The 14,685-nt window shown below is 72.7% G+C and carries 13 protein-coding genes and 5 tRNA genes; 12 read left to right on the forward strand and 6 right to left on the reverse strand.

Annotation, left to right across the window (positions count from 1 at the left end; all coding sequences use genetic code 11):
• Window positions 1-43: 43 nt before the first annotated feature.
• From ACFZBX_RS31260 to ACFZBX_RS31270, 3 genes are all read right to left on the reverse strand, one after another.
• Window positions 44-466, reverse strand: a complete 423-nt coding sequence (locus ACFZBX_RS31260; RefSeq protein WP_380761768.1) for a DUF742 domain-containing protein — start codon at window positions 464-466, stop codon at window positions 44-46.
• A gap of 164 nt (window positions 467-630) precedes the next feature.
• On the reverse strand, window positions 631-1,044 hold the full coding sequence (locus ACFZBX_RS31265; RefSeq protein WP_344345973.1) for a roadblock/LC7 domain-containing protein: 414 nt from the start codon (window positions 1,042-1,044) through the stop codon (window positions 631-633).
• 10 nt (window positions 1,045-1,054) lie between these two features.
• Complete coding sequence (locus ACFZBX_RS31270) at window positions 1,055-4,951, reverse strand: nitrate- and nitrite sensing domain-containing protein (RefSeq protein ID WP_391537186.1); 3,897 nt, start codon at window positions 4,949-4,951, stop codon at window positions 1,055-1,057.
• A gap of 568 nt (window positions 4,952-5,519) precedes the next feature.
• Between ACFZBX_RS31270 and ACFZBX_RS31275 the strand changes: the two genes are divergently transcribed.
• The 8 genes from ACFZBX_RS31275 to ACFZBX_RS31310 all read left to right on the forward strand — a co-directional run bounded on the left by ACFZBX_RS31275 (window position 5,520) and on the right by ACFZBX_RS31310 (window position 8,966).
• Entirely contained in the window at window positions 5,520-5,741 is a 222-nt protein-coding gene (locus ACFZBX_RS31275) for a hypothetical protein (protein ID WP_391537187.1), read from the forward strand.
• A 200-nt stretch (window positions 5,742-5,941) separates the two neighbouring features.
• On the forward strand, window positions 5,942-6,742 hold the full coding sequence (locus ACFZBX_RS31280) for a fumarylacetoacetate hydrolase family protein (RefSeq protein ID WP_391537188.1): 801 nt from the start codon (window positions 5,942-5,944) through the stop codon (window positions 6,740-6,742).
• Window positions 6,735-8,231: a glutamate--tRNA ligase gene (gltX, locus tag ACFZBX_RS31285; RefSeq protein WP_391537189.1), complete on the forward strand. Its 1,497-nt coding sequence runs from the start codon at window positions 6,735-6,737 to the stop codon at window positions 8,229-8,231. The genes ACFZBX_RS31280 and gltX overlap by 8 nt, the downstream gene beginning before the upstream one ends.
• 227 nt (window positions 8,232-8,458) lie before the next feature.
• A tRNA-Gln gene (locus ACFZBX_RS31290) sits at window positions 8,459-8,530 on the forward strand.
• 42 nt (window positions 8,531-8,572) lie between these two features.
• A tRNA-Glu gene (locus ACFZBX_RS31295) sits at window positions 8,573-8,645 on the forward strand.
• 27 nt (window positions 8,646-8,672) lie between these two features.
• Window positions 8,673-8,745, forward strand: a tRNA-Glu gene (locus ACFZBX_RS31300).
• 25 nt (window positions 8,746-8,770) lie between these two features.
• Window positions 8,771-8,843 (forward strand) — tRNA-Glu (locus ACFZBX_RS31305).
• A gap of 48 nt (window positions 8,844-8,891) precedes the next feature.
• Window positions 8,892-8,966 (forward strand) — tRNA-Gln (locus ACFZBX_RS31310).
• 178 nt (window positions 8,967-9,144) lie between these two features.
• Here ACFZBX_RS31310 and ACFZBX_RS31315 read toward each other — a convergent pair.
• Window positions 9,145-9,858 (reverse strand): IclR family transcriptional regulator, encoded by a 714-nt coding sequence (locus ACFZBX_RS31315; RefSeq protein ID WP_030306825.1) that lies wholly within the window; start codon window positions 9,856-9,858, stop codon window positions 9,145-9,147.
• Between the two features lie 230 nt (window positions 9,859-10,088).
• On the opposite strand from ACFZBX_RS31315, the gene leuC reads away from it, so the two are divergent.
• The 4 genes from leuC to ACFZBX_RS31335 all read left to right on the forward strand — a co-directional run bounded on the left by leuC (window position 10,089) and on the right by ACFZBX_RS31335 (window position 13,505).
• Window positions 10,089-11,510, forward strand: coding sequence for a 3-isopropylmalate dehydratase large subunit (gene leuC / locus ACFZBX_RS31320; RefSeq protein ID WP_391537190.1), 1,422 nt, complete (start codon window positions 10,089-10,091; stop codon window positions 11,508-11,510).
• 5 nt (window positions 11,511-11,515) lie between these two features.
• Window positions 11,516-12,112 (forward strand): 3-isopropylmalate dehydratase small subunit, encoded by a 597-nt coding sequence (gene leuD, locus ACFZBX_RS31325; RefSeq protein WP_391537191.1) that lies wholly within the window; start codon window positions 11,516-11,518, stop codon window positions 12,110-12,112.
• A 183-nt stretch (window positions 12,113-12,295) separates the two neighbouring features.
• Complete coding sequence (locus ACFZBX_RS31330) at window positions 12,296-12,643, forward strand: hypothetical protein (RefSeq protein WP_380764579.1); 348 nt, start codon at window positions 12,296-12,298, stop codon at window positions 12,641-12,643.
• A gap of 133 nt (window positions 12,644-12,776) precedes the next feature.
• Window positions 12,777-13,505, forward strand: a complete 729-nt coding sequence (locus ACFZBX_RS31335; protein WP_391537192.1) for an HU family DNA-binding protein — start codon at window positions 12,777-12,779, stop codon at window positions 13,503-13,505.
• A 133-nt stretch (window positions 13,506-13,638) separates the two neighbouring features.
• On the opposite strand, the gene ACFZBX_RS31340 is transcribed toward ACFZBX_RS31335, so the two are convergent.
• Together ACFZBX_RS31340 and cofC are read right to left on the reverse strand one after the other, a co-directional pair.
• Entirely contained in the window at window positions 13,639-13,860 is a 222-nt protein-coding gene (locus ACFZBX_RS31340; protein WP_371517044.1) for a hypothetical protein, read from the reverse strand.
• Between the two features lie 43 nt (window positions 13,861-13,903).
• A complete protein-coding gene (gene cofC / locus ACFZBX_RS31345) occupies window positions 13,904-14,605 on the reverse strand; it encodes a 2-phospho-L-lactate guanylyltransferase (RefSeq protein ID WP_391537193.1) in 702 nt (233 codons plus the stop codon).
• Window positions 14,606-14,685: the final 80 nt, after the last annotated feature.

Raw genomic sequence — 14,685 nt, forward strand, 5'->3', positions numbered from 1 at the left:
GACGATCTTCGCGGAGGTGGTGGCGCGGGTGGGGGCGGCCGCGTTAGAGCTTGCGAAGTCCACTGAGGACCCTTTCGAGCAGCGTGACGTCGGGCGTTCCGCCCGACTCGCCCGCGGCGGCGGGCTGGTGGATGGCGACAAGACCGGCCTCGGCCAGGTCGGCCACGAGGATGCGGGCGACACCGAGGGGGACACCGGCCAGGGCGGAGATCTCCGCGATGGACTTGACCTCCCGGCAGAGGCTGACGATCCGGGCGTGCTCGGGCAGCAGGCCGCCGGTCCGCTCGGCGGCACCGGTGGTCGAGATCAGCGCCTCGATCGCGAGCTGGTACCGGGGCCGGGTGCGGCCTCCGGTCATCGCGTAGGGGCGGACCAGCGGCTGCTGCTCGTAGCCGTCGGACTGCTGCCCGCCGTAGCCGCTGCCGTACCCGTTGCCGTAGCCGGCGGGTGTCGAAGGCGGGGTCATGGGTCCTCCTTGTGCTGCAGCCTGGGGCAGCCGGTTCCAGCTGGGGCGATGCCAGCTGAGGCGAGATCAGCTGCCTGAGGGTAGCTGAGGGTGGAACGCCGGGTCCGGTCGGGTCGGACCCGGCGGGGAGGTGGGACGGGTGGGAAGTACCGCTCAGGGTGCACTCAGTGCAGGAGACTGCCCTGGAGTTCTGCGCGGAGTGCGGGGGTGAGAACGGCGCCGGCCCGGTCGACGAGCAGGGCCATCTCGTATCCGACGAGGCCGATGTCGGAGTCGGGGGAGGCCAGGACGGCGAGCGCGGAGCCGTCGCTGATGGCCATCAGGAAGAGGAAGCCGCGCTCCATCTCGACGACGGTCTGGTTGACCTCGCCGCCCTCGAAGATCCGGCTGGCGCCGGTCGTGAGGGAGGTGAGGCCGGAGGCGACGGCGGCGAGCTGGTCGGCGCGGTCGCGGGGGAAGCCCTCGGACATGCACAGCAGGAGGCCGTCGGCGGAGACCACCACCGTGTGCGACACCCCGGGGGTGTTGTCCACGAAATTGGTGATCAGCCAGTTCAGGTTCTGTGCGGCCTGGCTCATCTGATTCAACTCAACGCTCCTGATGCTCTGCGGCGTTGCCGTCGGTCCGGCCCCCGAAACTATCGAACCCGGGCTGCTGGGCACCATGGTGGAAACCGGCCTGGTCGGCCTGTGCCCGGCTCTGGCCCTGGGTGGCCTGTCCCTGGCCGGGCTGCCCCTGGCCGGCGGCCTGTTCGGCGCCCGCCCGGCGGCCCTGCTGGATGCCGCGGCGCAGGTTGGTGAGACGGCCGCGGACCTCCTCGGGTGCGCGGGACACCTGCGGGCCGGTCAGCGGGGACGCCTCGGCGGTCCCGGAGACCAGGTTGGCCTGCGGGGTGCGCCGGGGCAGGCCCGACATGGTGACCCCGCTGGTCGACGGCTCGCGGACCTGCTCGGCACGGCGCCAGCGCTCGTCGTTGGCCGACGGGCGCCACGGGGCGTCACCGGGCTGCGGCTGCTCACCGGGCTGCGGGGCCTGCTGCTGCGGCCGGCTCTGCTGAGGCTGGGCCGGCGGCTGCTGGGCCTGCTGCTGCTGCGACGGCGGCTGCTGACCGGGCTGCTGCGGGCGGCCCTGGGCGGCCTGCGGCTGTCCGGCCCGCGCGGCGGGCGCCTGCTCCTCGTGACCCGGCGCCGTGGTGCCGGGGCGGCGCGGCTGGTACGGCCGCGGGCGGCTCTGCTGCGGGGCCGGGCGGCCCTGCCCGGCCGGCGCCCCGCCGTCGGACGGACCGGTCGGCAGCGCCATCGGCTCCTGCCGGACGGGCTGCTGCTGCTGGACCGGCTGCTGCGGGGCCTGCGGCTGCTGCGGACGGCCGGCCTGCTCCGGACGGACCGGGTTCGGCATGGCCGGGAGCACCGGCTCCACCAGGCCGAGGCCCAGCGGGTCGCGCGGGTCGATGTCACTGGCCTCGAACCGGGGGCGGGCGAACTGCTGGGTGCTCTCCACCGGGGCGGGCTCGGCCGCGGGCAGCGGCTGGGCCGGCTGGACCTGCGGCAGCGGCTGGGTCTGCTGGTTCGGCTGCTGCCGGTCGCCCGGCGCGGGCCGCTGCGGACGGCCGCCCTGGCCCTGCGGGCCCTGGGGACCCTGCGGGCCCTGACCGGCCTGCGGCGGACGGCCCTGGCCGGGCCGCTGACGCTGCGGCAGCCCGTCCTGCGGACGCTCACCGGGGCGGGCGCCCTGCTGCGGCGCGCCCGGCCGGCCGGACTGGTCGGCCCAGCCGTGCTGGGGCTGCTCGCCACCGCGGGCGGCGGGGACGGCGTCGCCCTGCGGGCGCTCCTGGCCGGGACGGCGTCCGCCCGGGCCGCCCTGCTGGGGGCCGGACTGCTGGGGACCGCCGGGCTGCTGGCCGCGGCGGGGCAGGCCGCCGGGGCCGCCCTGCTGCGGGCCCTGCCGGCCCGGGGTGCGCTGCGGCAGGCCGCCCTGCTGGGCCGAGGACGGCTGGTTCGGGCCCTGCTGGTTCGGACCCTGCTGGCCGGGGCCACCCGGCCGGCCGCCCTGCGGCGCCGGGTTCGCCGGGTTCTCGCGCAGCGACTGGCCGACCTGGCGGGTCGGCAGGCCGCCGCCCGCACCGGGGCCGCCCTGGCCGCCCTGGGCACCCTGGCCGCCGGACGGCCCGGGGCCGCCCTGGCCGAGCTGCGGCCGGCCCTGCTGCGGGGCGCCGCCCGCCGGACCCTGGCCGAGCGCCGCCGGACCGCCGGCGCGCCCGCCCTGGCCGGCCGGGACCTGGCGCTGCTGGCGCGGCGTCGGGGTGACCCCGCGCTGCTGCTTGGGCTGGGCGCCGCCGCCGGCCCGGCCGGGGCCGCGGCGGTCGGCGGAGTTGGTGACGTCCACCGGGAGCATGACCAGCGCGGTGGTGCCGCCGGAGTCGCTGGGGCGCAGCTGGATGCGGATGCCGTGGCGCAGCGACAGGCGGCCGACCACGAAGAGGCCCATGCGGCGGGAGACGGAGACGTCCACCGTCGGCGGGTTGGCGAGGCGCTCGTTGATCTCGGCGAGGTCGTCGGGGCTCAGGCCGATGCCGGTGTCGTGGATCTCGACGAGCACCCGGCCGTCCGGCAGCGCGTGGCCGGTGACCCGGACGCGGGTCTGCGGGCTGGAGAACGAGGTGGCGTTCTCCAGCAGCTCGGCGAGCAGGTGGACGAGGTCGTTGACGACGCGGCCGGCGACCTCGGCCGACGGCACGGCGGCGAGCTCGATGCGCTCGTACTGCTCCACCTCGGACGCGGCGGCGCGGAGCACGTCGACCAGCGGGACGGGGCGGGTCCAGCGGCGGCCCGGGTCCTCGCCGGCGAGGACGAGGAGGTTTTCGCCGTTGCGGCGCATACGGGTCGCGAGGTGGTCCAGCTTGAAGAGGTTGGCCAGCTGGTCCGGGTCCGCCTCGCGGCTCTCCAGCTCGGAGATGAGCGACAGCTGGCGCTGGATGAGGCCCTGGCTGCGGCGGGAGAGGTTGGTGAACATCGCGTTGATGTTGCCGCGCAGGAGGGCCTGCTCGGCGGCGAGGCGGACGGCCTCGCTGTGCACCATGTCGAACGCGTGCGCCACGTGGCCGATCTCGTCCGCGGAGTCGATGGCGACCGGCTCGACGGTGACGTCCACGTCGTGCGGGTCGGACTCGGAGAGCGTCTTGACCAGCTCGGGCAGCCGCCGCTCGGCGACGTCCTCGGCCGCGGACTGCAGACGGGTCAGCGAGCGCACCATCGAGCGGGCGATCAGACCGGCGCCGGCGAGGGCGACGAGCAGGACCAGCGCGACGGCGGCACCGATGATCAGGGCCTCGGTGTCGGCCTGGGCCTGGAGCTCCTGGGCCTTGCCGTCGAGGTCCTCGATGAGCTTGGACTCGATCCGGCGCTCGGCGGCGATCTTGGCGGTGGACTGCTCGTACCAGTCCTTGTAGCCGACGGCCTCGCTCTGGCGGATACCGCTCTGCTGGAGGATCGAGCGCGCGTAGCGGTCGGCCGCGGCGACCACCGAGTTGTAGCTCAGCTGGCCGCGCAGGTTGTCCAGGTCGTGCGAGGTGTAGATGTTGTTGAAGCCGGTGAGCGCGTTGTCGTAGGACGCCTTCAGGCGGATGCCGAAGGACTCGTCGCTCAGGCTGAGGTCCGGGCCGGTGGGGTTGGCGAGCGCGGCGCTGATCAGCGCGCGCTGCTGCGAGGTGGTGTTCTTGGCGAGCGAGAACTGCTGCAGGGCGCGGGTCGCGCGGACCAGCTCGCGGTTGTTGGAGGCGAGCGCGATGTCCTGGGTGATCGACAGCAGGTCGCGGATGATCACGTCGTACGCGGTGATCGTCGCCTGGATGTTCTGGTTGTTCTGGTACGGGTTGCTGCGCGCGTCGGAGACGGCGTTCAGGTCCTTGCGGATCTGGTAGAGCAGCGCCTTGCCGCCGGAGAGTTCGAGGTCCTCGAACCTGTCCGAGGACGCGATGAAGGTGCGGCTGAGGTCGTCGGTGACCTTGCGGGCGGCGACGATGTCGTCGTCCAGCGGCGCGGCGGGCTTGGCGGTGATCGGGCCGGCGCTGACGTCCCGCTCGTTCTGCAGGGCGTTGGCGAGGTCGGTCGCCTTCTTGGCCAGGTCCGAGAGGTTGGCCATCTGGGCCAGCTGCTGCGAGGTTTCGAGCGAGGTCTGGATGCGCAGGCCGCCGAGCACCAGCGCGACCAGGACGGGGAGCGCGAGCAGCGCGGTCAGCTTGCTGCGGATCCGCCAGTTGCGCATGGCGAGGCGGCTCATGCCCTTGGCGCGCCGGCGGGTCAGGGAGCTGCGGAGCTTGCCGCGGGCCGACTTCCGCTCCGCGCCGTCCTCCTCCGGCCCGCCGATCACATCGGATGCCGGCTCGGCCGGGCCGCCGGGGGCCGCCGCCTGCTGGGGGGCTGCCGCGGGCTCACGCGACTCCGGGTCACCCGCGGCGCCGCTACCCCTTTTGAAACGTCCCTGCACTGGCGTCGCAACCTCTGGACCGGGCGTCCCGCCGCGTCGCCACGGCCTGGACGGTGTCGAGTTTCCATCCGCACCCCGGCCGGTCCGGGAGAGCGGGTCACCGGGGTGGACAGCTCCCTACCCACGGTCCGTGGCATTCCAGCACAGCCGGGGAATCCCAACAAGGGCGGACGGGGCACATCGGACGGCACTACTCACCGCGCGCGGGTTCTCACCGACTGTGCGGCAAACGGACCGGAATACCGCCTTTTTCGGACACTCGCCGGATGCATGCCAAGCCGACCCGAGATCAACATGATGGGCGGAGCATCGGAAATGCCCGATATTTCCGGTATGTCGGTAAAGGTGGATGCGGCGATATGTCGGATATCAGAGATATGCTCTGCGATTTGTGGCGAAAATCACAGATGAATGTGTAGCTTTGGTCACGGTGACTGTGGAAAGAGATCCGTAACCTGGCTGTATCCGGAGCACGGCCCCGATCAGCCTGCCCAGAATCTCCCCGAATCACTCAGGCCGGGTGCCGACCGCGGTCGGTCGCCGGCCGCGACCTTGAGGTGCTGACGAGATGTCCCAGGCGAAGAAGGCCGACACGTCCACGCCGACCGCCCGCTCCACGGCGAACCCGCGCCGGACGACGCTGGCCTCGGTCGAGGACTTCGGCCAGATCCCCGGCGCCCGCAAGCCGGAGGACGTCGTGACCTACGCGGCCGAGCTGCCGACCAACACCGCCAACCCGCGCCGCACCCAGCTGATGGTCGCCCCGGCGGTGAACGTCCCGCAGGGCTGAGGCGTTCCGCATGCGTCCGAAGGGCGCCGTCACCTCCCGTGACGGCGCCCTTCGTCGTGCGGCCGTGGAGCAGGCCGGGTCAAGGACCACGCGATAGCCTGACAACGATCGAGCGGGGCCGGGCCCACATACCGGGCACGGCACCCGCCAGCGCCCGGGGCGCGCCCCGGGCGGCCGTCGAAGCGAGGGGTAGCCCAACCGTGCGCATTGCCAGGTTTTCCGTCCGGGAAGGGAGCCCTGCCGCCGGCAGCGTCTCCTTCGGTGTGGTCGAGGGCGACCCGGCCCGGCCCGAGTCGCTGGTGGTCCACGCCCTGGCCGGCCACCCGTTCGGCCAGCCCCAGCCGACCGGCGAGAGCTACCGCTTCCAGGACGTCCGGCTGCTCAGCCCGATGCTGCCCAACAAGATCGTCGCAGTCGGCCGCAACTACGCCGCGCACGCCGCCGAGCTGGGCAACGACGTCCCGGACGTCCCGCTCACCTTCTTCAAGCCGTCCACCTCGGTGATCGGCCCGACCGAGAGCATCGCCTACCCGCCGTTCTCCTCGGACGTCCAGCACGAGGCCGAACTGGCCGTGGTGATCGGCCGGATGTGCCGCGAGGTGCCGCTGGACCGGGTCCCCGAGGTGATCCTCGGCTACACCTGCGCCAACGACGTCACCGCGCGCGACGTCCAGCAGCGCGAAGGCCAGTGGGCCCGCGCCAAGGGCTTCGACACCGCCTGCCCGCTCGGCCCGTGGATCGAGACCGACCTCGACCCGTCCGACCTCGCGGTCACCTGCACGGTCAACGGCGAGCTCCGGCAGGCCGGCCGCACCTCGCAGATGGCCCGCTCGGTCGCCGAGCTGATCGTGCACATCTCCGAGGCCATGACGCTGCTGCCCGGCGACGTCGTGCTCACCGGCACGCCGGCCGGGGTGGGCCCGATCAACGTCGGTGACGAGGTCGCCGTCTCCGTCGAGGGCATCGGCACGCTCGCCAACAAGGTGGTCAAGCGTGGCTGACGGGCCGGCCGTGCGGGTGCGCTTCTGCCCGTCCCCGACCGGCAACCCGCACGTGGGCCTGGTCCGCACCGCCCTGTTCAACTGGGCCTTCGCCCGCCACCACGGCGGCACCCTGGTCTTCCGGATCGAGGACACCGACGCGGCCCGGGACTCCGAGGAGTCCTACGAGCAGCTGCTCGACGCGATGAGGTGGCTCGGCTTCGACTGGGACGAGGGCCCGGAGGTCGGCGGCCCGCACGCGCCGTACCGCCAGTCGCAGCGGATGGACGTCTACGCGGATGTCGCCCGCCGGCTGCACGAGGCGGGCCACGCGTACCACTGCTACTGCTCCACCGAGGAGCTGGCCGCCCGCCGCGAGGCCGCCCGCGCGGCCGGCCGGCCGTCCGGCTACGACGGCCACTGCCGCGACCTGACGGACGACCAGGTGGCCGTCCACCGGCTGGCGCGGCGCGAGCCGATCCTGCGCTTCCGGATGCCGGACACCACGATCGCCTTCGACGACCTGGTGCGCGGCCGGCTCTCCTTCGAGCCGGAGAACGTCCCCGACTACGGCATCGTCCGGGCCAACGGCGCGCCGCTCTACACCCTGGTCAACCCGGTGGACGACGCCCTGATGGGCATCACCCACGTGCTGCGCGGCGAGGACCTGCTCTCCTCGACCCCGCGCCAGATCGCGCTCTACGCCGCGCTCGCCGACATCGGCGTCGGCGACGGCGGCACGCCGCGCTTCGGCCACCTGCCGTATGTGATGGGGGAGGGCAACAAGAAGCTCTCCAAGCGCGACCCGCAGGCCTCGCTCAACCTCTACCGGGAGCGCGGCTTCATCCCCGAGGGCCTGCTCAACTACCTGTCGCTGCTCGGCTGGTCGCTCGCCGAGGACCGTGACGTCTTCACCGTGGACGAGCTGGTCGCGGCCTTCGACATCACCAAGGTCAACGCCAACCCGGCCCGCTTCGACCTGAAGAAGTGCGAGGCGATCAACGCCGAGCACCTGCGCCGGCTGGCCCCGGAGGACTTCGTCCGCCGCCTGGTGCCCTACCTCCGGGCCGCCGGCCTGCTGCCGGCCGAGCCGACCGCCGGGCAGCTCGAACTGCTGGCGAAGGTGGCGCCGCTCACCCAGGAGCGGATGGTGGTGCTCGGCGAGATCGTCGGCATGGCCGGCTTCCTGTTCGTCGCGCCGGAGGACTTCGCCGTCGACCCGGACGACGCCGCCAAGGTGCTCACCGCCGACGCCCGGCCGGTTCTGGAGGCGAGCATCGGGGCGCTGGAGGCGCTCGGCGACTTCACCCCGGAGCCGATCCAGGCCGCGCTGCGCGAGGCCCTGGTGGAGGGGCTGGGCATCAAGCCGAAGTTCGCCTTCACCCCGCTGCGGGTGGCGGTGACCGGCCGGCGGGTCTCCCCGCCGCTGTTCGAGTCGATGGAGCTGCTCGGACGCCCCGAGACGCTGCGCCGGCTGACCACCGCGCTGGCGGCCCTCCCGGCGGCCTGAACCCGCCCGCGGGCCCGGTCGCACACCGGGCCCGCGGCCTCCCCGGACGTCACCGGACGGCCCCCTGTCCGCTGCCTGGGGTTATCGATTTTGGAGCCGGGGCGGACGTCGGGTAATGTTCTTTCTGCGCCGCCCGGGAGGGCAACGGCGAGGGAGCGAAAGCCTCCCGCCGGAGCCACGCGGGAGGCGCGAGCCCGAGAGGATCCCCGACAGGGGTTCAACTCTGGTGGGGTATGGTGTAATTGGCAGCACGAGTGATTCTGGTTCATTTAGTCTAGGTTCGAGTCCTGGTACCCCAGCGCAGTACCGCGGTCCATCCGGACCGTACAATTCAAGAACAAGCCCCCGTTGTGTAGCGGCCTAGCACGCTGCCCTCTCACGGCAGTAGCGCCGGTTCGAATCCGGTCGGGGGTACTGGTTCCGAAAGGAACCGCCTGGAAAGCCCCCGTTGTGTAGCGGCCTAGCACGCTGCCCTCTCACGGCAGTAGCGCCGGTTCGAATCCGGTCGGGGGTACTGGTCTCGCAAGGGATCACCAGGAGCCCCCGTTGTGTAGCGGCCTAGCACGCTGCCCTCTCACGGCAGTAGCGCCGGTTCGAATCCGGTCGGGGGTACCGAAGCAAAAAGCCGATGGGTCACCTCATCGGCTGATTGCTTTGCGTTGGGGTATGGTGTAATTGGCAGCACGAGTGATTCTGGTTCATTTAGTCTAGGTTCGAGTCCTGGTACCCCAGCCAGAAATTGAAGGCCCCGGTTTCCGGGGTCTTTTTGCTTTCCCGGCGGCTTCCCGGGACCCGGGAATTCCACGGCACCGTGAGAAGGGCCCCGCTCGGCATCGAGCGGGGCCCTTTCCGGTGTTCGCGGCGGGGGAGTGGGGGAACGGGGGAGTGGGGGTGGTGGGGAACGGGGTGGGGGTCAGCTGCGGCGCAGGGCCTCGGTGAGGCGGTTGGCGGCCTCGATGATGGCCTGGGCGTGCAGGCGCCCGGGGTGACGGGTCAGGCGCTCGATCGGGCCGGAGACCGAGACGGCGGCCACGACACGGTTGGAGGGGCCGCGGACCGGCGCGGAGACGGACGCCACGCCCGGCTCCCGCTCGCCGATCGACTGGGCCCAGCCGCGCCGCCGGACGCCGCTGAGCGCGGTGGCGGTGAAGCGGGCGCCCTGGAGGCCGCGGTGGAGCCGCTCGGGCTCCTCCCAGGCCAGCAGGACCTGGGCGGCCGAGCCGGCCTTCATCGGCAGGGTGCTGCCGACCGGGACGGTGTCCCGCAGACCGGAGAGCCGCTCGGCGGCCGCGACGCAGATCCGCATCTCGCCCTGCCGGCGGTAGAGCTGTGCGCTCTCGCCGGTGACGTCGCGCAGGTGGGTGAGGACCGGGCCCGCGGTGGCGAGCAGCCGGTCCTCACCCGCCGCGGCGGAGAGTTCGGACAGGCGGGGACCGAGGATGAAACGTCCCTGCATGTCCCTGGTGACCAGGCGGTGGTGTTCGAGTGCGACGGCGAGTCTGTGGGCCGTGGGGCGCGCCAGACCGGTGGCGGCGACCAGCCCCGCCAACGTGGCGGGGCCCGACTCCAGTGCGCTCAGCACCAGAGCGGCCTTGTCGAGCACGCCGACGCCGCTAGAGTTGTCCATGCCCTAAGACTGCAGTCTCATTCCGCGAGACGCAAGTTCAATCTTCCGCGAAAAGCGCCACTCTGGATGCAGCAGCCCGGGAGACATCCAGGATGCGGCCCCGTCGAGGCGTCCGCATCGTGGACACCGATCCGGCGTGCAGGCCGCGCGACGCGTGCCGCACGGGGCGGCGACAGCTTTGACCTCGACACACGAGAAGGCCGGCAACGCGGCCGGCTGGAGGGAACCCGATGGGACGGACACTCGCAGAGAAGGTCTGGGACGACCACGTCGTGCGGCGCGCGGAGGGCGAGCCCGACCTGCTCTTCATCGACCTGCACCTGCTCCACGAGGTGACCAGCCCGCAGGCCTTCGACGGCCTCCGGCTGGCCGGGCGTACGGTCCGCCGCACCGATCTCACGATCGCCACCGAGGACCACAACACCCCGACCCTGGACATCGACAAGCCGATCGCCGACCCGGTCTCCAGGGTCCAGCTGGAGACCCTGCGCCGGAACGCGGCGGAGTTCGGCGTCCGGATCCACTCGCTGGGCGACGTCGAGCAGGGCGTCGTGCACGTGGTCGGCCCGCAGCTGGGCCTGACCCAGCCCGGCACCACCGTGGTCTGTGGCGATTCCCACACCTCCACCCACGGCGCCTTCGGCGCGCTGGCGTTCGGCATCGGCACCAGCCAGGTCGAGCACGTGCTGGCCACCCAGACGCTGCCGCTGGCCCCGTTCCGCACGATGGCGATCACCGTCGAGGGCGAGCTGCCCGACGGCGTCACCGCCAAGGACCTCATCCTGGCGATCATCGCCCGGATCGGCACCGGCGGCGGCCAGGGCTACGTCCTGGAGTACCGCGGCTCGGCGATCCGCAGCCTCTCCATGGAGGCCCGGATGACCGTCTGCAACATGTCCATCGAGGCGGGCGCCCGGGCCGGCATGATCGCCCCCGACGAGACCACCTTCGAGTACCTCAAGGGCCGCCCGCACGCCCCGCAGGGCGAGGACTGGGACGCCGCGGTCGAGTACTGGCGGACCCTGGGCACCGACGAGGACGCGGTCTTCGACCACGAGATCTTCATCGACGCCGCCGAGCTGACCCCGTTCGTCACCTGGGGCACCAACCCCGGCCAGGGCGCCCCGCTCGGCTCCGCCGTGCCGGACCCGGCCTCCTTCACCGACCCGCAGGAGCGGATCGCCGCCGAGAACGCCCTGGCCTACATGGGCCTGGAGGCCGGCACCCCGCTGCGCGAGGTCGAGGTCGACGCGGTCTTCGTCGGCTCGTGCACCAACGGCCGGATCGAGGACCTGCGCGCCGCCGCCGACCTGCTGCGCGGGCGCCGGGTCGCCGACGGCGTGCGGATGCTGGTCGTCCCCGGCTCCGTCCGGGTCGCCCTCCAGGCCGTCGAGGAGGGCCTGGACAAGGTGTTCACCGAGGCCGGCGCCGAGTGGCGGCACGCGGGCTGCTCGATGTGCCTGGGCATGAACCCCGACCAGCTCGCCCCCGGCGAGCGCTGCGCCTCCACCTCGAACCGCAACTTCGAGGGCCGCCAGGGCAAGGGCGGACGCACCCACCTGGTCTCGCCGCAGGTCGCCGCCGCGACCGCCGTCCTGGGGCGCCTGGCCGCCCCCGCCGATCTGGTGGCCGACGCCGCCGTGGAGGTCTGAGCAGCATGGAGAAGTTCACCACCCACACCGGCCGGGCGGTGCCGCTGCGCCGCAGCAACGTCGACACCGACCAGATCATCCCCGCCCACTGGCTCAAGAAGGTCACCCGTTCCGGTTTCGAGGACGGGCTGTTCGAGGCCTGGCGCAAGGACGAGTCGTTCATCCTCAACCGGCCCGAGCGCCAGGGGGCCACCGTCCTGGTGGCCGGCCCCGAGTTCGGCACCGGCTCCTCCCGCGAGCACGCCGTCTGGGCCCTGCAGAACTACGGCTTCCACGCGGTGATCTCCTCGCGCTTCGCCGACATCTTCCGCGGCAACTCGCTGAAGAACGGCCTGCTGACCGTGGTCCTCCCGCAGGAGACCGTGGAGCGGCTCTGGGAGCTGGTCGAGACCGATCCGACCGCCGAGATCACCGTCGACTTGGAGGCCCGCGAGGTGCGCGCCGGTGGCGTGACCACGCCGTTCGAGCTGGACGACAACGTGCGGTGGCGGCTGCTGAACGGCCTGGACGACATCAGCATCACCCTGCGGAACGAGGCGGACATCGCCGCGTTCGAGGCGCGTCGCCCCGCGTTCAAGCCGCGTACCCTGCCGGTGGCCTGAGATCCCGTTCTGAACAAGCATTCTGACGAACCGCCGGATGGCCCGCTCCCCCTCGGGGGGGCGGGCCATCCGCCGTTCCGGGCGAGGAGTTGTGCCCGTCCGACGCCCCCGGATTGGGGATTCGGTTTTGCGACAGAGGCCCCCGCAGCATGCACAACTGCGCGTAGATGGCACAATCAGTGCATGCACCGGCACCATGAACCTCCGTACGCGGGCGGCGAACCCGCGTCACCGGAGTCCACGGGCCGGGGATCCGAACGCCGAATTGACGATCGGCCGGACGCCGCAACCTCACCTGCTGAGGGGCCGGACGACCCGGAAGTCGCAGCGCTCTTCGCGCTTGTGGCCGAGCGGTTGAAGCAAGCTCACGACCGCGTGCATGCGCTGAACGTGTCTGCCGATGCAAAGACCGCTCTCACCCGTCAACTGCTCATCGTCACGGAGACCGCCAAGCGCGATCTTCCGGAGGCGGCGCGGCGGTTGAGTCGCTTTGTGCAGGACCTCGACGAGGGGCGCCCGCCCGTCGACTGAGGTCGCCGACGCGCAAATCCATTGCGACACTAGGGTGATTCGCGCGTTTGGTAATTGAAAGTCCGCAGATACATACCTAACGTGCGAAATGAACGGATGGAATCATCCGGCGCCCGTTTCCGAAGGGGAAGACGTGAACAAGGCTCAGCTTGTCGAAGCGGTGGCCGAGCAGCTGGGCGGTCGCAAGGCTGCCGCAGAGGCCGTCGACGCAGTGCTCGACACCATGGTGCGCGCCGTCGTGGCCGGCGACCGCGTTTCGGTCACCGGTTTCGGCACCTTTGAGAAGGTGGAGCGCTCCGCGCGCTTCGCCCGCAACCCGCAGACCGGCGAGAAGGTCAAGGTCAAGAAGACCTCGGTGCCCCGCTTCCGCCCGGGCCAGGGCTTCAAGGACCTGGTCAGCGGCGCCAAGAAGCTGCCGAAGGAAGGCCCCTCGGTGAAGAAGGCCCCCAAGGGCTCCCTCACCCCGGGCAAGAGCGGCGTCGCCGCGACCCCGGCCGCCAAGCGGGCCGCCACCAAGCGTGCCGCCGCCGCTGCTGCTGCCGCGACCCCGGCCAAGAAGGCCGCCGCCAAGAAGGCGACCGCCACCAAGACGGCCGCCACCCCGGCGAAGAAGACCACGGCCGCCGCCAAGAAGGCGACGACCACGGCCGCCGCCAAGAAGACCACCACCGCCGCCGCGAAGAAGACCACCGCGACCGCGACCAAGAAGACCACGGCCGCCGCCAAGAAGGCGACGACCACGGCCGCCGCCAAGAAGACCACCGCGACCGCCAAGAAGGCGACCGCCACGGCCAAGAAGACGGCGCCGGCGAAGAAGACCGCCACCCGCAAGACCACCGCGCGCAAGACCTCCGCCAAGTAGTCGCCGCGCGCGTCCTCGTCGGACGGCCTTCAAGAGCCGTGGCACCGCCCTGCCCCCGGGAATCCGGGCAGGGCGGTGCCACGGCTCTTCGCTGTCCCGGGATCTCCCGGGGAACCGCCGGGGGCGGGCGGGGTCAGCCCGCGGCCGGGTCGGGGAAGGTCTGCAGCGTCACGAAGACCACCCGGCGGGCCTCGCCGGTGCCCTCGGTGCGGATCCGCACCCGCTGGCCGGGACGCAGCAGCCGCAGGCCGCCGGCGTCGAAGGCGGCCGCGTCGAACGGCACCGGGGTCCCGTCGTCGAGCAGCACGGAGCCGGCCCGGGTGGCGGGGTCGAAGGTGAACGCGGTGGCCTGCATGGCAGCAGCATAGCGAGGGCCACCGACAGCGCCCCCGGCCGTCTCAGCGCGGCCGCTGCGGCGGCAGGTGGCCGAGCCGGGCCGCCAGCGCACGGGTGTGCGGGCCGACGCCGAGCGCCAGCGCCTCGGCCAGGTCCTCCCCGGTGTCGACGTCCCGGCGGACCGACTCCACGCCGGGCAGTCGCAGTTCGCGGGCCCCGCCGGCCGCGTGCCGGGCACGTGAGCCGTCCCCGAACGCGGGAGCGAGCGGGCTGCCCGGGGCGCAGGCCAGCAAAGTGGTGCCCAGCCCCGGGGCGTCCGGCAGGAAGGCCCGGCCCGCCGCGGGCACGGCGGCCAGCACCCGGCCCAGCTCGGCCGGACGCAGCGCCGGCAGGTCCGCCGAGAGCGCGGCCAAGGGCGCGCGGGGCGCGAGCACCAGCGCGGCCGCCGCGCCGTGCGCCAGTGCCTCGTTGAGCCCGCCGCCGGGTTCGTCGTCCACCACCAGGGCGCCGAGCCCGGCCAGCCGCGCGCCGGCCGCGGCGTCCCTGGTGACCACCAGCACCCGGCCGACCCCGGGCGCGGCCAGCGCGGCCGTGACGGTGTCCAGGGCGAAGGAGAGTGCGAGGTCCGGGCGGTGCGGGCCGGCGAACGGGGCCAGCCGGGACTTCGCCAGGGCGAGCGGCTTGAGCGGCAGCACCAGCGACCAGCCGGCGGCGGGTGCGGGGGGCGCGACGGGCCCGCTGGGGCGTACGGTGTCCTGGGTCATCGGCGTCATTGTGACGCCGGTCCCGGAACCCTCGCCAGGCCGTCCGAGCTGTGCGGACGTGCGTTTGATCACGCCCGCGC

This window comes from Kitasatospora sp. NPDC008115, from assembly GCF_042957205.1.
Lineage (GTDB): Bacteria > Actinomycetota > Actinomycetes > Streptomycetales > Streptomycetaceae > Kitasatospora.